Raw genomic sequence first — 18,145 nt, 5'->3', positions numbered from 1 at the left:
TCTTCGTGAGGTGATGGGTGAGCAGAGCAAGCACGCTGCGCCTCTGTCTGCTCGCACTCGGGCTGTTCGTGGTGGCCACCAACGCGTTCGTCATCGCCGGGGTGTTGCCCCAGATCGCCCAGACGCTCGGCGTCGGGCCCGGCACCATCGGCTACTCCATCTCCATCTACGCCATCGTGGTCGCCGTCGCATCCCCACTGGTGTCGGTCACCTGCGGCCGGGTTCGGCCGGAACGCGTGATGGCCGCCGGTCTGGTGCTCATCGCGGCCGGCACGTTCCTGGCCGCGGCGGCGGACACCTTCACCGTCTTCACCGCGGGACGGGTCATCGCGGCTCTCGGTGGCGCGGCGTTGGTGCCCTCGGCGATCGGCGCGGCACCGGTGATGGTGGAACTCGCCCAGCGCGGCCGGGCCATCGCCCTGGTCGGCATGGGCTTCACCCTGGCCATGGCCATCGGATCCCCGATCGGCACCGCGCTGGCCGATGTCGGCGGCTGGCGGCTGCCGCTGTCGGTGCTGGCTGGTCTGGCTGCGGTGCTCGTGCCGGCGCTGCTGCTGGTGGTGCGCGACGTTCCGCGAAGTGCCGCGGTGGACCTGCGCGCGCGGGCCGTGGTGCTGCGCGATCCCCGCATCGTGTTCGCCATCGCCGCCTCGCTGCTGATGACGCTGGCGTTCAACATGGTCTACATCTTCAGCGCGGTGATCACCCACGACGCCACCGGCGGCGACCACAAGCGGCTGGCGATCCTGCTGCTCGCCTACGGCGTGGCCGGCGTCATCGGGAACATCCTGGGTGGACGCTTGGCCGATCGCATCGGGAGCCGTCGCACGCTGCAGATCGTGCTGGCGGCTCAGGCCGTCGCCTTCGTCTCGCTCATCTTCGCGCACGGATCGCTGGTCGCGACCGCCCTGGTGTTCGCCCTGTCCGGAATCGCCGGGTTCGCCGCATCGGTGGCCATCCAGTACCGGCTGGCGCTCATCGATTCGCGCTTCGCAAATGTCGCGCTCGCCTGGTACTCGACGGCGATGTACGTCGGCATCTCGATCGCGCCGCTGATCGGTGCGGCAGCGCTTCCGTACGGCCCGCCGGTGCTGCTGACCGCCGCGGCGGTGTCCATCCTGGTTGCGGTAGTCGCGTCGGAGGTCAGCCACGCCAGACGGCGTGGCTACGATGGGGTAGCCCGGGACCAGGACCTGGTCTGTGCGTCCTCGACGCACAGCTAATTCCGGGTGCGTGAAGACGGAGGAACGATGAGCAGCCAGCCAACAGCGGCCAACGGAGACATCAAGCAGAGCCGTGTCGGCAATATCAGCGTGGTGTCGGTCACCGGAACCGTGGACATGATCACCGCTCCCAAGCTGGAAGCGGCGATCGGATCGGCGGCCGAGGGCTCACCGTCAGCAGTGGTGGTCGATTTCACCGCCGTCGAGTTCCTGGCGTCAGCAGGCATGGGTGTGCTCGTGGCCGCGCACGGTGACCTCACCCCCGCGGTGAAACTCGTTGTCGTCGCGGACGGTCCGGCCACCAGCCGGCCGCTGAAATTGGTAGGCATCGCCGAGGTCGTCGATCTCTACGCGACACTCGATGAGGCCCTCGCCGCCCTGCAGAGTTAGAAAAAGGCACAAACGGGTAGCCACGGGTCGACATGACAGAGCTAGGCGATTCCGCAACCTTCGCGAAGATCGGCGTGGTGGCCGGCCCTGAACTCGCAGGCGAGATCCGGCGAGAGCTGGCCGAGTGGTTGCGAGAGAATTTTTCACTGGACCCGGAAAAATCCAGCGATGTGCTGCTGGCCGTCTACGAGGCATTGGCGAACGCCGCCGAGTTCGCCTATGTCAGTGCTCCGCAACCCGGTCTGATGCATGTGCGTGCGGCCTATGACGACGCCGCAGCCGTGCTGACCGTGACGGTGACCGACGAGGGGCGCTGGCGGGTCAACGACAACGGCTCGCACAACGTGGCCCGTGGCCGCGGTATCCCGTTGATGCATGCGCTCGCCGACCGCGCCGATATCGATTCCACCGCGGCGGGCACCGAGGTGCGCCTGCAGTGGGACCACATCGCTCAGAACTGCGGCAGCCGCACCACCTGAACGAAGAACTCGTCGATCTGGCGCACTGCGCTCATGAACTGGTCGAGGTCCACCGGCTTGGTTACGTAGGCGTTCGCGTGCAGCTTGTAGCTGCGCAGGATGTCCTCTTCGGCCGACGAGGTGGTGAGCACCACGATCGGGATGAGGCTCAGGCTCTCGTCGGATTTGATCTGTTCCAGCAGCTGCCTGCCGTCGTACTTGGGCAGGTTGAGGTCCAGCAGGATCAGGTCCGGTCGCGGCGCGTCGGCGAACTTGCCGCGCCGGTAGAGGAAGTCCAGGCCCTCCTCGCCGTCGTGGGCGACGTGCAGATTGTTCTTGATCTTGTTGTGCTCGAAGGCTTCCCGGGTGATCAACTCGTCCCCGGGATCGTCCTCGACGAGCAGGATGTCGATCGCTCGGGTCTCTTCGGGGTAGCTCATGACGTTCCTTCCAACTGCGGTTGCGGCACCATATCGGGCGCGGTGGTCGGTATGACGGGCAGCGTGAAGTTGAACCGCGTCCCGTCGGTGTAGGAGGTGTCGATCCAGATCGTCCCACCGTGGTGCTCGATGATCTTCTTGCACAACGCCAGCCCGATGCCGGTGCCGGTGTAGGAATCGCGGCCGTGCAGCCGCTGGAAGATGACGAAGACCTTGTCGACGAATTCCTCGGCGATGCCGATCCCGTTGTCGGTCACGGTGAACAGATACTTCTCGGCGTGCTCGCCGGTGCCCTCCTCGCATTCGATCGCGATGCGCGGGGCGAGTCCGTCGCGGTGGAACTTGACCGCGTTGCCGATCAGGTTCTGCCACACCATCGCCAGCAACGTGGGATCGCCGTCGACGTTGGGCAGCGGCGCAGCGGGCAGCACGATCTCGGCCCCGGTCTCCTCGACCGTGGTGGTCAAATTGCTCAGCGCGGCGTCGACCACGGCGTTGAGATCGACCTCGGCGTTGGTCGCGTTGAGCCGGCCGACGCGGGAGAAGGTGAGCAGGTCGTTGATGAGCACCTGCATCCGCTTGGCGCCGTCCACGGCATAGCCGATGTATTCGATGCCGCGCTCGTCGAGTTTGTCACCGTAACGCTTCTCCAGCAGCTGGCAGAAGGACGCGACCTTGCGCAGCGGTTCCTGCAGATCATGCGACGCGACGTAGGCGAACTGTTCGAGTTCGGCGTTGGAGCGGCGCAACTCATCGGCCTGTTCATCGAGGGCGGCTCGCGCCGAGCGGGAGATCTCGAGTTCGTCGACGATGCGCTGGCGCATGTCCTCGACGTCGGCGCTGATGGCCCGGATATCGCTGGGCCCGCGCGGGATGATGCGTTCGCCGAAGTTGCCCTCGGTGATGCGTCGGCAGGCCGCGGCCAGCCCCGACAAGGGGCGGGTGACGGCGTTGCGCATCACGACCGCCAGCAGCACGGCGGTGGTGACGAACGTGAGGATCATCGCGATCATCACCGCGTCGCGCCAGCCGCGGATCTCGTCGAGGTGCGCCAGGCCGGCCGCCCGGGCTTCGCTGAGGTGATCGTTCTGAACGGTGAAGAGCGCACGCAGCCGATCGAAGAGCACCTTGCCCTCATCGATGCTCGCGTCGGCCACCGGCTGCGAGGGGGTGACGCTTGCGAGCAGCGGATCCGCGTATTCGCTGCGCCAGACCTCGGCGGCTTCCTCGATGTTCGCAAGGTCGGCAAGGAGGTCGTCCTTGCCCGCCAGGTACTGCCGGATCTGTTCGGCGGCATCGGTTTCCGCGCCGCGGCCGTCGTTGTACGGCTCCAGGAACCTCGGGTCGTTGGTGATCAGGTAGCCGCGGACGGCGGTTTCCTGATCACGCAGCGCCGCCTGGAGTTGGTAGGCGGCGATCCGGGCCGGCTGCACGCCGTCGCGCAGCTGATTGGACACCTTGTCTGCCTGGCTCACCAGGATGGTCGCCGCGATCGAGCAGGCCAGCACGGCCGTTCCGATGACCGCGAGCACCAGGTTCTGCCACCCTTGCACGGTAAGTCTCATGTTCAGGACCGCTCCACTCTGATCACCGCGATGTCATCGGTGAGCCCGCCGTGCTGGTGCGCACGTGCCTCGGCATGCTCGATGAGCGCCTCCACGAAGTCGGCACCGGGTAACCGGGCCAGCGAGCGGGCCATGGTCAGCAGTCCCTCTTCGCCGAGCCGCTCATCACCGCGTCCCGAATGCCCCTCGAACAGCCCGTCGGTGAGCAGTAACAGCCCGTGCCCCCGCGGCAACTCGTAGTGTTCGACCGGCCACTCGCGGGCACCGAGGCCCAGCGCGGCACCCGCGCGGGGTTCCAGCCAGTCCACCGTGCCGCCGCCTTGGAGCAGCAGTCCGGGATGGCCGGCACGTACCGCGGTGAACTGACCGCTGTCGGGTTCGAGAGCCACGCTGAGCAGCGTCGCGAAGACGCCGTTGCTCGGGCGCTCGGTGGTCAGAATCCGGTCGAGCTCGCGCATCCGCTCGTTGCCGCGCAGACCCGCGAAGGTCAGCGCGCGCCACCCGATGCGTAGCGCGACTCCCAGCGCCGCCTCGTCGGGGCCGTGCCCCGCGACGTCGCCGATCATCACGTGCACCGTGCGGTTGTCGGTCTGCACGACATCGAAGAAGTCGCCGCCGACCAGGGCGTCCTGTCTGCTGGGGCGGGACCGGGTGACGATGTCGACGCCGGGGGAGTCCAGCAGCACCGGTGACGGCAACAGCCCGCGTTCCAACCGGGCGTTCTCCAGGGCGCGCAGCCGGCTGGAGTGCAGGTCGACGGTGGCAAGCTCGGCGCGCTTGCGCTCGATGGCGTAGAGCACCGCGCGGCGCAGGGTATCGGGCTCGACCCGGCCCTTGACCAGGTAGTCCTGGGCGCCCGAGGACACCGCGGACACCCCGAAGTGCTCATCGGTGAGACCGGTCAGCACGATGATCGGGACGGTGTTGTCCAGCCCGCCGAGCCGGTGCACGGCCTCCATGCCGGTGGAATCGGGCAGGTTCAGGTCGAGCAGAATGCAGTCCGGGCGATGTTCGGTGAGGGTGCGGGCGGCATCGGAGATCGTCTGGGACCAGACGAAGTCGAACTCACCTGCGGCGTCGGCGATGAGTTCCTCGACCAGCAACGCATCGGCGCGATCGTCCTCGACCAGGAGCAGCGAGAGCCGCGGCCCACCTACCGCCGCGGCAACGTTCGGGCCGGGCGAGGGCAACGGATTTTGCGGCGCGCGCATGGAACGATCAAATCCTCCACCTGGGGTGTTCACCCCGGTCGCGCGGTAACGCGATGTCGATATCAACGCCTAAGACCTTACCCAGATACCTGATCTTGGACCCCAAGGTATTGACGGTTACGTCGCGCAACGGCCGATGGGTGTCACAATCCGGCGGGCACCCGAGTCATATAGGTGAACGTTCCGCCGAGGATTAGGAAGACACCATGCTCCCGAAGGTCAATATCAGTAAGCAGTTCTCCGCCCCGTACGAGGCCTTCGCGGCGTTCGACGCCAAGGTCAAGGACGCGACCGAAGCTGCCGGCCTGACGGCGCTGCTGGTCGAGCTGGTCAAGATTCGGGTGTCGCAGATCAATGGCTGCGCGTTCTGCCTGCGGATGCATACCCGCGACGCCATCGCGGCCGGCGAGACGGCCGATCGCCTCGCTGTGCTGCCGGCCTGGTGGGAATCGCAATACTTCGACCAGCAGGAGCAGGCCGCGCTCACCCTGGCCGAACGGATCACCCGGATCGCCGACGAGCACACCTCTGCGGCTCCCGCCGTCGACGTCGAGGCGGCGCTGTCCAAGCAGCAGATCGCCGCCATCAGCTGGTTGGCCGTGGAGATGAACGGCTGGAACCGCATCGCCATCGCGAGCCACTACCCCGTAGGGCCCTGAGACACCGCGGCCCGGTCCCGCGCGGCAATCCCGATCGCCGTGGCGGACACCACTGCTGCCACGACGAAGGCGGCGCCGAAACCCGTGGCGGTGATGATGGACCCGAGTGCGGTGGCACCGATGGCCTGCCCAAAGACCAGGGCCACGAACAGTATTGCGGTGCCCGCCGCGGAGTTGGCGGGATCGATGGCCGACGTCCACGCGATGAGGGACGACGTTGCGGCAATGAAACCCCACCCGAACACGAGGTAGGCCAGCAGTGCCACCAGCCTGAACTGTGGCGCGAAGGCCAGCAGTAGCAAGGCAACCGTCATCACGGTGCAACTGAGCATCCAGGCCGCCGTGGCGGACAGCTTCACCATCAGTGCAGCGGTGACGATCACGGCGGTCGCACCGATGCCGAGTGCCAGCCAGGCGCTCACGGTGCCGCGCTCGGAGGTGGTGCCGGCGTCGACGAGAATGCTGCGTCCGTATGTCCATACCGCGGCAGAGCCGGCTCCCATGAGCGTTGCCGCGACGATGGCGTTCCGGTGGTCGGCCCACCACGATGGCGACGGGGTGAGCGAAGTCTTTGAGCGCGTGGATGTTTGGACGGGAGGTCGCCGGTCGGCGGCCAGTACGGCCATGGCGACGCCGGCGGTCACGACTCCGGTCACCATCCAGGCGATCCTCCATTGCGAGGCGACCAGCACCGCCAACACGGCGGCGCCGACCAGGCCCGGCCCGGTGCCGGCGTTGACCACCGACTGTGCGCCGTCGGCGTGCCGGGCATCGACATTGCGGTGCACGATCGTCACCAGCGCCGGCGAGGCGAAACCCGCACCGGCAGAACTCAATACGGCGCCGAGACCGAATGCGGTGACGTTACCGGCGGCCGCCATGCCCCACACGCCGGCACAGGCGGTGATGGCGGCGGCCACGATCAGGGCGCGTGGTGATCGGTGGCCGAGGCCGAAGCCGGCGACCGCAGCCAGGCAGTAGACGAGCGATGAACCCGACGAGATGTAGCCCGCCCCCGCCGCGCTCAAATCGAGCTCACGCTGAATGTCGGGAAGAAACAACCCGTACGCCAGTCGCACCAACCCGTAGGTAGCGGCGATGAAGCACGTCCCGAACACCACGACGAACATTCCTCGTCCGGACCCAAACGAAAACGACCGTTTCACTTCTTCGAGTTTAGAGTGTCGGGCATGCCGATGCGCAAGGGCTCGGAGGACAAGCTGCTCGATGCGGTCGATGACCTGATGTTCACCTCGGGAATCGAAGCCACCTCGGTGGACGCGGTGCTTGCGCGAGCCGGGGTGTCGGCGGCCACCCTGTACCGGGGCTTTCGAAGCAAAGAAGCGCTGGTTGCCGCCGCACTGGAGCGCCGCCAACAGCGATGGCAACAGGTGTGGGACGACGCCATCGACGCCGCGCGCACCGACGAGCAGCGTCTGCTGGCAGTCTTCGACGCGTTGGACGCCTTCGCCGGCACACCGCACGGATCGCGGTGGTGTGCCTTCCTGGGTGCCGCCGCCGAGTATGCGAACCCCTCCGCGGAGATCGCCGCCGCGGTCGATCGCGATACCGATCACCTGCGCCACACGCTGCGGCGACTTGCGGAGCCGCTGCCGTGCGCGGACCCGCGCGGCCTGGCTGAGGCGCTGCTCACGGTCGTCACCGGGGAGCTCGCGATGCGGCTGCGCGGAGGTCTGGCCGATCGGGCGGGGGTGGGACGGCAGATCGCGGAGACCGTTGTGTCGGCCGCTGTGGCGAAGCGGTGACCTGCGGCAAAAAAACAGCTGGTGCCCCCGGCATGATTCGAACATGCGACACCGGCTTTAGGAGAGCCGTGCTCTATCCCCTGAGCTACGGGGGCGGGGACCTGCCGGGGCAGGCGTGCAGAAGTCTAGTTCACGGGTGACCCGGCCCGCTCACGCCAGGCGCGTTCCCACTGCCGCGTCATCGCGGGGTAGACGATCAGATGCCGGAAGGGGGCGATCGCGGCCAGGTAGGCCCGCCCCAGCAGGCCGTTCGGCTTCACCAGCACCGCCATGCGCAGCTGGTAGTCGCCGTCACGGGTGCGCACCCACCCCAGGTGGGCCACCGCGTGCACCGTCCGGTTGACCACCTCCATCGCCACCTCGTCGCGGGTCTGATAGAGCAAGGTGAACGGCAGCCCCGGCATCGGGTCACCGGCGTCCGGCCGCCGGAGGTCGTCGGGGAGACGCTCGGTCAGGGACGGCGCGGTCGATTCTTCGGCGTCCCAGCCGAAGAGTTCCCCGAGCTTCCAGCGCACCGCGAACAGCACCCGGGTCAGACTGGGGCCGTCATCGTGCGACGCCGACGCCTGGATGGCCGCGAGCACGGTCGCGAGATCGTCGGGTCCGGCGCCCGGCGTGCGGTAGGCCCACACATCCAGAACCGCGAAGTCCGGTGCGATCCGGTGGATTCGCCACGGCCGCTGGGTGTGCGCGCCGACCGGAAGCCTCACCGCAGCGCCTCCTGTCGATGTTGGGTGCCGGCCCGAAACCCTATGAGATCAGTCATGGTTCAACTATTGGGGCGGCGCCGGTCGGGCGCATCGCCCGTAGGTCTCGGACCGCTCATCCTGAAGGATGAGTCAGCCCCGATTCGTAGGCGAGCACCACCGCCTGCACCCTGTCGCGCAGGCCCAGCTTCGCCAGCACATGCCCGACGTGGGTCTTGATGGTCGCCTCGGAGAGGATGAGCCTGTCCGCGATCTCGCGATTGCTTGCCCCCGTGGCAATTTCGAGCAGAATGTCCAGTTCCCGCGGAGTCAGTGCGCGGCGCACCGCTTCGCCCTTGCCGCCGTCGACGCCGGGCGTTCTGGCGACATGCTCGATGAGCCTGCGCGTGGTGGACGGCGCGACCACGCTGTGCCCGGCGTGCACGGTGCGGATCGCTTCGACGACATCCTCGCTGCGGGCGTCCTTGAGCAGGAATCCGCTCGCGCCGGCCCGCAGGGCCGGGAAGGCGTACTCGTCGAGATCGAAAGTGGTCAGGGCGATCACCCGGCACCCGGGCTGTTCGGCGGTGATGGCCGCGGTCGCCTGGATGCCGTCGAGTCGGGGCATCCGCAGGTCCATCAGCACCACGTCCACCTGGCGTGACCGCACCAGGGCGAGCGCCTCGTGGCCATCGGCGGCGTCGCCGACCCAGTCGAGATCGGGTTGACTGTCCACCATCATCCGCAGCGCCGACCGCATGAGTTCCTGATCGTCGACGATCGCTACCCGGATGACCGTCATGGCGCCACCTTCGCACTGACCTGCCAGCCACCGTCGACCGGCCCCGCCTGCAACGTCCCGCCGATCGCTTCGACCCGCTCCCGCATGCCGGTGAGCCCGCGTCCGGGGTGTGCGGTCGCAGGCACTGCACCGGTATTGGTCACCGTGATGACGAGTTCTCTTGATGCAGAACCGATCTGAACACGGGCGTCGGCCCCGGGCCCGGCGTGCCTGGCCACGTTCGTCAGCGCCTCCTGGACCACCCGGTACACCGTGAGGCCGACTGCGGGACTGAGGCGGACGTCGTCGGCGACGGCGAGTTGGGTCGGCACGCCGGCGGCCCGTATCCGTTCGACGAGTGCGGGGAGATCGCCCAACCCGGGCTGCGGAGCGGTCGAGCTTCCCTCATCGCGCAGCACGCCGAGCAGACCGCGCATCTCGACGAGCGCCTCGCGGCCCACCTCGGCGATGGTCGTCAGGATCTCCGGGGCCCGTTCCGGCGAGTTCGGCACGACGAGGCGGCCCGCCTCGGCATGGCTGACCATCACCGCGACGGAATGTGCCACCACATCGTGCATTTCGCGGGCGATACGCCGTCGTTCGTCGGCGGCCACCCGCTCGGCGAGCTGCACCGACCAGGCGACCCGGGTGGCGCGGTAGCGGCCCAGCGCCCACGCGGCGAGCGTCCCGCCGACCGCGGTGGTGCTCAGCAGCAGCCACCACGCCCACTCGTTGATCGGCGTGCCGCTGAAACCCCACAGCCGGACCACCGCCAGCACACAGCCCGCCAGCCCGACACCGAGGGCGATATCGGGCCACGGCGCCTTGGCGTGCGCGCTGACGGCGTACAGCAGCGGGAAGAAACACAGACTGCTGGGCAACAGGATCGGGCTGTAGTCGGTGGTGTCGATGACGGCCGTGGCGGCGGCGAGATCGGGCGCCACAGCCAGGACCAGGCAGGCCAGCCCACCCACGGCGAACGAGGGCAGCGGCCAGCGCCGCGCGGTCGCCACTCCGACATGCAGAGCGATCAGCGCTGCGGCCAGCGCCACCCGCCAGGCCGGGGCCGCACCGTCATCGCGGACCGCGGACACTCCGGCGGGCAGCAGAACCAGCGCCAGCGCGGCGGCGAACACCGGCTGGCCGGCCTGGCCGAGCCGGCGCGGCTCGGTGACGGGGATCGACACGCTGTCAACCTACCCAGACACGACTTGGGGGACAGCCCTTATGGACTGTCCCCCAAGTGTCAAAAGTGTGTTGCTAGTCCTGCTCGGCCTTCTGACGGGCCTCATTGGCCTCAGCGGACCCGCGAGCGGCTTCTGCCTCCGCTTCCTTCTTGGCTACGTCGCGCTGCGCGTCGGCCTTGTCCTGCTGGGCCTCGCCCTCACGGCGCAGGTTGTCATTGCCGGTGACGGCGCCCGCCGCCTCCTTGACCTTGCCCTTGACACCTTCGACGACACCCGAGATACCTTCGGCGGCACCATTGTTCTCAGCCATATCGGACTCCTTCTTCGCTTCGTATGTGGTGCGCTACTGACTCAGCCGCACCGTGAACCCGCCTGTCGGCAGTCACTTCGTTTCCTCTCATGGGGTTCCCTGGTCCTGAACCGCCAAACCCGATCACGCCAGTGGGCTCCGCCACGCTCTGTGAAACGTGAGACCGATCAGACACTGTCCAATCGTGGGTAGAGCACTTCCTCGACGATCAACTGCACCGCTGCGGCAATGGGGATGGCGACGAGTGCGCCGACCACGCCCAACAGGGCGGCGCCGATCAGCACGGCGACGATGGTGGTCAAGGCCGGCACATGCACGGCGCGGCCGATGATCCTGGGGATGAGGGCATAGTCCTCGATGAGCCGGAACACCACGTAGAAGACGATCGTCGCGATGCAGACCGGTAGGGAGACGGTGAGTGCGACCGCAGCGACGATCACGCCCGCAATCGTTGATCCCACGACCGGAATCAGATCGAAGATGGCGACCATGATCGCCAGCAGCAACGGGTAGGGCACGTCGAAGGCCATGAGCCAGATCAGGGTGACTGCGCCGGCAAGCAACGAGATGAGCACGTTGCCAAGCACGTAGGCACCCACCTTGGCGAACACCTCGTCGCCGATCAGGATGGCGCGCGGGCGCCGGGTGTGCGGCACCAGCCGGTAGATGGTGCTGCGGATCCGCGGCATATCGGCGAGGAAGTACAACGTCAGGACGACGGTGATGAGGGTGTCGACGATCGCCCCCAGGACTGCGGTACCGGCGCTGACGACCTGGTTGACGGCCGATCCGTCGATATCGTCGACCGCATCGCTGATTCGTTCCTGCAGGTGGAAACGCGCGTTGAGTCGCCCGATGAATGACGAATTGTCCTGCGCTTGCTGCAGATACTGCGGTGCCAGATGTACCAGATCGGTCACCTGTTGGGACAACGGCGGAATGGCTGCAGCCACGAAGGCGACGATCCCGGCCAGGAAGAGGATGAAGACCAGGGTTGTCGACAGCCAGCGCTGCATGCCGCGGTTCACGCACCAGGACACGACGGGTTCCAGCCCCAGCGCGAGAAAGAACGCGACGCCGATCAGGACGAGGATCGAAGACAGTGATGAGGCGAGCTGAACTGCGCCGTACGTGACGGCCACCCCCGCCGAGCCGGCCAGGCCGATGAAAAACGGGGAGCGCCGGTCGAACTTCTTGCCCGGCTCCCCAAGCGGTTGTTCGGGCGAAGTCATCTCTGCCGCTTGGATTTCCGCCTCGGCGACCGGGCCTTCATCCCGGGTGTGCGGCTGGGCCACCATGTCGTTGTGCCCGTCATCGGCTGCGGAGTCGTCCATGTGCACCCCTGTCAGCCGCCGGAACCTGATGGGGTTTACCCCACTGTCAATTCCTGAAACCCGCAGGCAGGTAAGTTCGGGGCGTGACGGGGGTGGACTTCAAGGCGGACCTGCATCGGTGTCTGCGCGAGGCGCGCGAGGCGCTGTTGTGGAAACTCGATGGTCTGTCGGATTACGATATGCGGCGCCCGCTGACCTTCCACGGCACCAATCTGCTCGGTCTGGTCAAGCATCTTTCCGGTTGTGAAATCGGTTATTTTGGTTGGGTTTTCGATCGCCCCTTTACGGACCCTCCGGCGTGGCTCGCCGTCGAGGACGATGCCACCATCGACATGTGGGTCAGGCCCGAGGAAAGCCGCGCCGAGATCGTGGACCTCTACCGTCGCGCGTGTGCGCATGCCGATGCCACCATCGACACGTTGGGCCTCGGCCACCGGGGGACCATGCCCGATGGCCGCCCGGTGACCCTGCACCATGTGCTGGTGCACATGGTCGCCGAGACCACCCGGCACGCCGGGCACGCTGATATCGTGCGCGAACTGATCGACGATGCAGCCGGAACGCACCCAGGTGGCACCGGGCTTCCGGACGAAGACTGGCCGCGGCTTCGTCAGCGCATCGAGGACGCCGCTACCGAAGTTCGGCGATGACCTTCCCGAACACTTCGGCGTGACCGGCCTGCACCACCAGATAGTTGGCCCCGTAGGTATCGCGCAGCCCGCGCACCTTGTCGGCCATCTCGGTCACCGAACCGGACAGCACGCCGGGAAGTGCCAGCAGCTGCTCATCGCTCAGGTCCGGGGCGTAGCGGCGGGTCATCGCCAGGTTCGGCAGCCCGGAGCCGTCCGCGGGCACGGCGGTGATCGCCAGGTTCAACTCGATGTCGTCGAACCGGGCGCCGGCCACCTCCCGCAGGAACGCGATGCGTTCGGCGACCGGATTCCCGGTGACACCGACGATGGACGCCCACCTACCGGCCACCGTGAGCAGCCGGTCACCGCCACCGGCGATCATGATGGGTGCGCCGGGCACATGCTCGGCGAGGTACTCGACGACATGCTCCAGGTATTCGATGCGCTGACGTGCCGACGGAAAGGGCAGTTCGGCGGCCTCGAACTCCTCGCGGACGTACCCGGCGCCCAGGCCAACCTCGAACCGGCCCCCGGACAGGTCGTGCAGCGCACCGACATCGCGGGCCAGCAGGGCCGGTTTGTAGAAGCAGGCATTCAACACGAACGTCCCCAGTCGCAGTGTCTCGCTGGCCGCGGCGGCGGTGGCCAGTACCGGGATCGGGGCGGGTGCACCGAGGTGGTCGGGCACCAGCAGCACGTCGTAGCCGAGATCCTCGGCCAGCCGGGCGGCGTCGCGGACCTTGGCCGCCGAGGAGGTGTCGCGCAGGCTGAGACCGAACCGGAAGTCGCGGGGCATGATCCGACGTTAGCGCGCTCAGCTCAGCGGCAGTGAGGCGAACGGCGTGCTGGTGGGTCGGTCGGAGCCCGAACCGGGTTCCACGGTGAACGCCAGGGTGGTCGAGGAGCCGAGATCGGGCAGCACCGCGGTGGTCGACGGGGCGATCGCGCCGGCGTCCATCACACCGGCCGAGTGCGCTCCCTCGGTGTCGATCAGCCACATCTGATAGACCGTGCCGGTCGTGGGCGGTTCGACGTTGTTCATCACCAGCACACCGGCGTTGCGTTCACGGGAGAACACCACGGTCGCGGTGCCGCCGGTCGGGATCTGGCCAGAGACGGTGCGGACGTCGGGTGCGGCGAAGATCTGTTCGGCGGTGGTCTCGGTGGGCACCGGTCGCAGCCACCACCCGACGCCGAACGTGCCCACGCCGATGACGATGGCTGCGGCCGCGGCGGCGACCGCCGTGGTCCAGCGCCGCCGCGCCGGTCGCAGTTGCCGCACCTGGGCTGTCTGCGGTGCCTGATCGGCGGTGATCGATTCGAGCAGGCGCTCGCGCAGGTGCGCGGGAGGTTCGGCGGCGGTCGTCGCGGACACCACGGCCATCGCCTCGCGCACCTGGCGCACCTCGACGGCGAATGCCGCGGAGACATCGTCGGGAGCCGCCCGGACCCGGCGCTCGATGTCGGCGCGCTCGGCGTCGTCGACGGCGTTGAGCGCGTACGCCGTCGCCAGGGCCAGGAGATCCTCGTGCGGCGTGGTCATGCGGTACCCAGGCAGTTGCGCAGTCCGCGGATGGCATCGCGCATCCGTGACTTGATGGTGGCCAGGTTCGCCGACAACCGACTGGAGACCTGGACGTAGGTGAGGCCCTCGTAGTAGGCCAACTGGATGCACTCGCGCTGCCGGTCGGTCAGCGCTCCCAGACATGCCGCGACCTGCTGGTATTCCTCGCGTTGGAGGACGCCCTCGGAGACCTGGTCGACGGGCAGTTCGACGGTGGCCGCGCCGTAGCGGGCCTCCCGGTCGGTGGCGGCCTGTTCGGAGCGCACCCGGTCCACGGCCCGCCGGTGGGCGACGGTCATCAGCCAGGACATGGGCGAACCGGCCGACGGGTTGTAGTCCGAGGCGTTGCGCCACACCTGGAGATAGATGTCCTGGGTGGTTTCCTCGCTGTAGCCGGGGTCCCGCAGAACCCGGGTGACCAGCCCGTACACCCGGGACCGGGTGTGGTCGTAGAACTCGGCGAAGGCATCGACATCGCGTTGCGCCACCCGGCGCAGCAACGCGTCGAGGTCTGCCGTCACGTTCCGTAGCCTAGCGGGCACGGACGCGGTCACGGTCTGCAACACCGGTATTTCGCATTGCTCATCGACGGCCTCCGGTCGGGGCGAACGTCCACTGGTAGACGTCGAGGTACCCGGAGCGGAATCCTGCCTCCGAGTAAGCGAGATAGAGCTCCCACATGCGCTGGAAGGTGTCGTCGAAGCCCAGCGCCGCCAGGGCCGCCGAGCGCTGCAGGAAGCGTTCGCGCCACAACCGCAGGGTTTCGGCGTAATCGTGCTGCAGCGAGTACATGTCGATGGTGCGCAGTCCGGTGCAGCGTTCGGTGATCCCGACGACCGCCTCCACCGAGGGCAGCAGCCCGCCGGGGAAGATGTATTTCTGGATCCAGGTGTGGGTGTTGCGGGAGGCCAGCATTCGGTCGTGCGGCATGGTGATGGCCTGCAGCGCGACGCGCCCGCCCGGCAGCACCAGCTTCTCCAGGGTCTGGAAGAACGTCGGCCAGAAGCGATATCCGACGGCTTCGATCATCTCCACCGAGACGACGGCGTCATAGCGGCCCTCGACGCTGCGGTAGTCCCGCAATTCGATGTGCACACGGTCGCCGACGCCGGCCTCGTCGGCGCGCCGACTGGCGAGTTCGAGTTGCTCGGAGGACAGCGTGATGCTGTGCACGTGGGCACCGCGTGCTGCCGCCCGGATCGCCAATTCGCCCCACCCGGTGCCGATTTCGAGCACCCTGCTGCCGGCGCGCACCTGGGCGGCGTCGAGCAGGCGGTCGATCTTCGCGCGCTGGCCGACGGCCAGATCGCGCCATTGCGGGTGGGTGACTCCGAACAGCGCGCTGGAGTACGTCATCGTCTCGTCGAGGAACTCGGCGAACAGTGCGTTGGACAGGTCGTAATGCTCGGCGATGTTGCGCCGCGACTGGGCCGGGCTGTTGTGCATGGACCGCGGGTGCCGTACCACGGCAAGGGGGCGAAGTCGTTGTAGCACAGGCGGTATCAGTACATCGACGGAGGAGGCGAACTCGGTGAGCAATGCAGGCAGGTCGTTGGAGGTCCAGTCGCCGGCCATGTAGGACTCGCCGAATCCGATGAGTCCGTAGCGGCCGACCCGGCGGAACAACGCCTCGGGCCGGTGCAATGTCATGGTGGGCAGGGTGGGATCGGCGGCGCCCAGGACGGATCCGTCCGGGTGTTCCAACCGTATCGGGAGTTGGCGCACCGCTCGCCGCAGCAGGGCCCCGGCGATGTGTCCCTGCACGGCGCTGACCGGGCCGCGGGGTGCTCTCGCGATCTGTGCCCACCGAGTGGAATTCGCCTGAGCCTCGGTGCTGCCGGTGGTCTCCAGCGTCATCAGTGCGTGGCCTTCCTGGTCTCGGACATGGTGATGGTGCGGGGTATGACGGGCAGGCCGCGCAGCCAGAGCGCGATACCGTGCAGCCGGATCTGCAGTGCGCCCATCAGGGGCGCGACCGGCGCCACCAGCTGCATCCGCGCGACATCCAGCGCCGATGCCGGCATGCGCTTCCCGTGCAGCGACGCGGCGAACACCAGCTTGTTGCTGCGGTGCCAGGAGATCGCGAGATCCGCGGTGGCGTCGGGCCGCGGCGCATCGACCAGGTAGTAGCCCTCGACCTCGTTGAAGGGGGAGACGTAGAAGCTCTTGGTGACGGCCGTCGGTCCGGTTTCGGTGGGCGGCAACAGATATGCGTGGCGACCGCCGTAGGTGTTGTGCACCTCGACGATGACGTGCTGCAACACCCCGGCGGCGTCATGGCACCAGAAGACACTGATCGGGTTGAAGACGTAGCCGAGCACCCGGGCGTGCAACAGCGCGGTGATCTGGCCGTCGACCGGGTCGATGTCGTTGGCGGCCAGGAAGTCGTCGACCCGTTCACGCAGCGTCGGCTGCTGATCCGCGGGTGCCGAAAAGTGGTCCTGCGCACGGAAAACGGCGAAGGGCCGCAACCAGATCGGCAGCTGGGGCAGTTCGTCTATATCGACGTACCAGGTGTAGCTGCGATGCTCGAATCCCTTCCGCACCGGGGCGTGCCGGATATGGCTGATCCGGGTGCGGTACAGCGACGGAGTCAGCATGACACCGACTCCTGCTCCGGCGTGGAAGGCCAGCGGGCGCCCAGACGTTCGGCGGCGCGCAGACCGGCGGCCGCACCATCCTCGTGGAAGCCCCAGCCGTGGTATGCGCCGGCGAACACCACCCGGTCGTCGTTCAGGGTCGGCAGCAGACGTTGGGCGGCAACCGATTCCGGTGTGTACAGCGGGTGGTCGTAGATCATCTCGGCGATCACGGTGGCCGGATCCACCCGTTCGCGCCCGCCCAGGGTGACCATGAATCGTCGCTCTCCGGTCAGCCCCATCAGCCGGCTGATGTCGTAGGTCACCAGAACCGGCCCGTCCCCTCCGGTGGCGAGGTAATTCCAGGACGCCCGTGCGCGGGCCCGGGTCGGCAGCAGGGAGGTGTCGGTATGCAGCTGAGCGTGGTTGGCGGAGTAGCCGATCACGCCGAGGATGTCGCGTTCCCGGGGGGTGGGTTCGGCCAGCGCCAGCAGGGCCTGATCGGGGTGGGTGGCGATCACCGCGGCATCGAACTGCCGGGGGCCGCCTGCTCCGGTGGTGACCTGCACGCCGTGTTCGTTGCGGCGCACCGACCCGGCCGGTGACCCGAGCACCACCTCGTGCACGCGTTCGGCGACGGCGGACACATAGCTGGCCGAGCCGCCGACCACGGTCTTCCAGGTCGGCGAACCGAACACCGTCAGCATGCCGTGGTGGTCGAGGAACATGAACAGGTAGCGCGCGGGGTAGCGCAGGGCTTCGCCGGGGGCGCACGACCAGACCGCCGCCACCAGCGGTGTCATGAAGTGCTCGATGAAGTAGTCCGAGAACCTGTTGCGCTCCAGGAACGCCCCCAAGGTCACGGTGTCGTGTGGATCGCCGAAGCCGAGCAGGTCGCTGGCCGCCCGGTGAAACCGGGTGACCTCGGCCAGCATGCGCAGATACCGCGGCCGGGTCAGGTTCGACAGGGACGGGAACAGTCCACCCACCCCGCGGGCGCCGGCGTACTCCAACCCGATGCTGTCGTCGCGCACCGACATCGACATGTCGGTGTCATGGGTCTGCACGCCGAGCTCGTCGAACAGCCTGCACAACGTGGGGTAGGTGCGGTCGTTGTGCACCAGGAACGCGGTGTCGACGGCGACCGGGTTGCCCCGCCCGTCGTCGACCAGGTGGGTGTGGGCGTGGCCGCCGAGGCGGACATCGGCCTCGAACAGGGTGACCCGGTTGTGTGCGGACAGGACGTACGCGGCGGTCAGCCCGGCGACACCGCTGCCGATGACGGCGACCGAGCGGCCGGTGAGGTCGTTTCGTTCCACGATTTGTATTCGGAGCGGTGCGGAAAATGGATGGGTCGGTG

Annotated in this window: 21 protein-coding genes and 1 tRNA gene; 6 read left to right on the top strand and 16 right to left on the bottom strand. The window is 67.7% G+C overall.

Going from position 1 to position 18,145, the window contains the following annotated elements; genetic code table 11:
- The first annotated feature begins 17 nt into the window (after nucleotides 1-17).
- From ASE48_RS17830 to ASE48_RS17820, 3 genes are read left to right on the top strand one after another with little or no spacing between them, the layout of a single operon-like run.
- Entirely contained in the window at nucleotides 18-1,223 is a 1,206-nt protein-coding gene (locus tag ASE48_RS17830) for an MFS transporter (RefSeq protein WP_057168423.1), read from the top strand.
- Between the two features lie 27 nt (nucleotides 1,224-1,250).
- The gene (locus ASE48_RS17825; protein ID WP_057168422.1) at nucleotides 1,251-1,613 is read left to right on the top strand and encodes an STAS domain-containing protein; all 363 of its coding nucleotides are present in this window, start codon (nucleotides 1,251-1,253) and stop codon (nucleotides 1,611-1,613) included.
- A gap of 32 nt (nucleotides 1,614-1,645) precedes the next feature.
- Nucleotides 1,646-2,092: an ATP-binding protein gene (locus ASE48_RS17820; RefSeq protein ID WP_057168421.1), complete on the top strand. Its 447-nt coding sequence runs from the start codon at nucleotides 1,646-1,648 to the stop codon at nucleotides 2,090-2,092.
- Here ASE48_RS17820 and ASE48_RS17815 read toward each other — a convergent pair.
- Genes ASE48_RS17815 through ASE48_RS17805 form a run of 3 tightly spaced genes read right to left on the bottom strand, consistent with a single transcriptional unit; the run spans nucleotide 2,065 to nucleotide 5,287 of the window.
- Entirely contained in the window at nucleotides 2,065-2,511 is a 447-nt protein-coding gene (locus ASE48_RS17815; protein WP_057168420.1) for a response regulator, read from the bottom strand. The two genes, ASE48_RS17820 and ASE48_RS17815, sit on opposite strands and share 28 nt — an antisense overlap.
- Nucleotides 2,508-4,076: a sensor histidine kinase gene (locus tag ASE48_RS17810; protein WP_057168419.1), complete on the bottom strand. Its 1,569-nt coding sequence runs from the start codon at nucleotides 4,074-4,076 to the stop codon at nucleotides 2,508-2,510. Before ASE48_RS17810 ends, ASE48_RS17815 begins: the two co-directional genes overlap by 4 nt.
- 2 nt (nucleotides 4,077-4,078) lie before the next feature.
- Entirely contained in the window at nucleotides 4,079-5,287 is a 1,209-nt protein-coding gene (locus tag ASE48_RS17805; RefSeq protein WP_057168418.1) for a PP2C family protein-serine/threonine phosphatase, read from the bottom strand.
- A 206-nt stretch (nucleotides 5,288-5,493) separates the two neighbouring features.
- Between ASE48_RS17805 and ASE48_RS17800 the strand changes: the two genes are divergently transcribed.
- Entirely contained in the window at nucleotides 5,494-5,946 is a 453-nt protein-coding gene (locus ASE48_RS17800; protein WP_057168417.1) for a carboxymuconolactone decarboxylase family protein, read from the top strand.
- Here ASE48_RS17800 and ASE48_RS17795 read toward each other — a convergent pair.
- Nucleotides 5,928-7,112: an MFS transporter gene (locus tag ASE48_RS17795; RefSeq protein ID WP_057168416.1), complete on the bottom strand. Its 1,185-nt coding sequence runs from the start codon at nucleotides 7,110-7,112 to the stop codon at nucleotides 5,928-5,930. The genes ASE48_RS17800 and ASE48_RS17795 overlap by 19 nt on opposite strands.
- A 24-nt stretch (nucleotides 7,113-7,136) precedes the next feature.
- On the opposite strand from ASE48_RS17795, the gene ASE48_RS17790 reads away from it, so the two are divergent.
- A complete protein-coding gene (locus ASE48_RS17790; protein ID WP_057168415.1) occupies nucleotides 7,137-7,712 on the top strand; it encodes a TetR/AcrR family transcriptional regulator in 576 nt (191 codons plus the stop codon).
- 19 nt (nucleotides 7,713-7,731) lie between these two features.
- On the opposite strand, the gene ASE48_RS17785 is transcribed toward ASE48_RS17790, so the two are convergent.
- The 6 genes from ASE48_RS17785 to ASE48_RS17760 form a co-directional block, all read right to left on the bottom strand.
- Nucleotides 7,732-7,807: transfer RNA gene (locus tag ASE48_RS17785), tRNA-Arg, on the bottom strand.
- Between the two features lie 30 nt (nucleotides 7,808-7,837).
- Complete coding sequence (locus ASE48_RS17780) at nucleotides 7,838-8,422, bottom strand: DUF2867 domain-containing protein (protein ID WP_057168414.1); 585 nt, start codon at nucleotides 8,420-8,422, stop codon at nucleotides 7,838-7,840.
- A gap of 112 nt (nucleotides 8,423-8,534) precedes the next feature.
- Nucleotides 8,535-9,200 carry a response regulator transcription factor gene (locus ASE48_RS17775; RefSeq protein ID WP_057168413.1) on the bottom strand — a complete coding sequence of 222 codons (666 nt, stop codon included), beginning with the start codon at nucleotides 9,198-9,200 and terminating at the stop codon, nucleotides 8,535-8,537.
- A complete protein-coding gene (locus ASE48_RS17770) occupies nucleotides 9,197-10,366 on the bottom strand; it encodes a sensor histidine kinase (RefSeq protein WP_200962195.1) in 1,170 nt (389 codons plus the stop codon). Before ASE48_RS17770 ends, ASE48_RS17775 begins: the two co-directional genes overlap by 4 nt.
- Before the next feature lie 73 nt (nucleotides 10,367-10,439).
- Complete coding sequence (gene mbp1, locus ASE48_RS17765) at nucleotides 10,440-10,676, bottom strand: microaggregate-binding protein 1 (protein WP_057168412.1); 237 nt, start codon at nucleotides 10,674-10,676, stop codon at nucleotides 10,440-10,442.
- Between the two features lie 167 nt (nucleotides 10,677-10,843).
- Nucleotides 10,844-12,010 carry an AI-2E family transporter gene (locus ASE48_RS17760; protein WP_057168411.1) on the bottom strand — a complete coding sequence of 389 codons (1,167 nt, stop codon included), beginning with the start codon at nucleotides 12,008-12,010 and terminating at the stop codon, nucleotides 10,844-10,846.
- A gap of 83 nt (nucleotides 12,011-12,093) precedes the next feature.
- Here ASE48_RS17760 and ASE48_RS17755 point away from each other — a divergent pair, with 83 nt between their 5' ends.
- Entirely contained in the window at nucleotides 12,094-12,660 is a 567-nt protein-coding gene (locus ASE48_RS17755) for a DinB family protein (RefSeq protein ID WP_057168410.1), read from the top strand.
- Here the strand turns inward: ASE48_RS17755 and ASE48_RS17750 are convergent.
- Genes ASE48_RS17750 through ASE48_RS17725 form a run of 6 tightly spaced genes read right to left on the bottom strand, consistent with a single transcriptional unit; the run spans nucleotide 12,641 to nucleotide 18,104 of the window.
- Nucleotides 12,641-13,438 (bottom strand): TIGR03621 family F420-dependent LLM class oxidoreductase, encoded by a 798-nt coding sequence (locus ASE48_RS17750; protein WP_057168409.1) that lies wholly within the window; start codon nucleotides 13,436-13,438, stop codon nucleotides 12,641-12,643. The genes ASE48_RS17755 and ASE48_RS17750 overlap by 20 nt on opposite strands.
- A gap of 18 nt (nucleotides 13,439-13,456) precedes the next feature.
- Entirely contained in the window at nucleotides 13,457-14,185 is a 729-nt protein-coding gene (locus tag ASE48_RS17745) for an anti-sigma factor (RefSeq protein ID WP_057168408.1), read from the bottom strand.
- The gene (locus ASE48_RS17740; RefSeq protein ID WP_057168612.1) at nucleotides 14,182-14,760 is read right to left on the bottom strand and encodes a sigma-70 family RNA polymerase sigma factor; all 579 of its coding nucleotides are present in this window, start codon (nucleotides 14,758-14,760) and stop codon (nucleotides 14,182-14,184) included. Before ASE48_RS17740 ends, ASE48_RS17745 begins: the two co-directional genes overlap by 4 nt.
- A 28-nt stretch (nucleotides 14,761-14,788) precedes the next feature.
- The gene (locus ASE48_RS17735; RefSeq protein WP_057168407.1) at nucleotides 14,789-16,063 is read right to left on the bottom strand and encodes a class I SAM-dependent methyltransferase; all 1,275 of its coding nucleotides are present in this window, start codon (nucleotides 16,061-16,063) and stop codon (nucleotides 14,789-14,791) included.
- Entirely contained in the window at nucleotides 16,063-16,806 is a 744-nt protein-coding gene (locus ASE48_RS17730) for a DUF1365 domain-containing protein (RefSeq protein WP_057168406.1), read from the bottom strand. The genes ASE48_RS17735 and ASE48_RS17730 overlap by 1 nt, the downstream gene beginning before the upstream one ends.
- Nucleotides 16,800-18,104: an NAD(P)/FAD-dependent oxidoreductase gene (locus ASE48_RS17725; protein WP_057168405.1), complete on the bottom strand. Its 1,305-nt coding sequence runs from the start codon at nucleotides 18,102-18,104 to the stop codon at nucleotides 16,800-16,802. Before ASE48_RS17725 ends, ASE48_RS17730 begins: the two co-directional genes overlap by 7 nt.
- Between the last annotated feature and the right edge of the window lie 41 nt (nucleotides 18,105-18,145).

Source organism: Mycobacterium sp. Root265 (genome assembly GCF_001428895.1).
GTDB lineage: Bacteria > Actinomycetota > Actinomycetes > Mycobacteriales > Mycobacteriaceae > Mycobacterium.
Note: the sequence above shows the minus strand (reverse complement) of the source record. Positions and strands in the feature narration are given on the sequence as shown.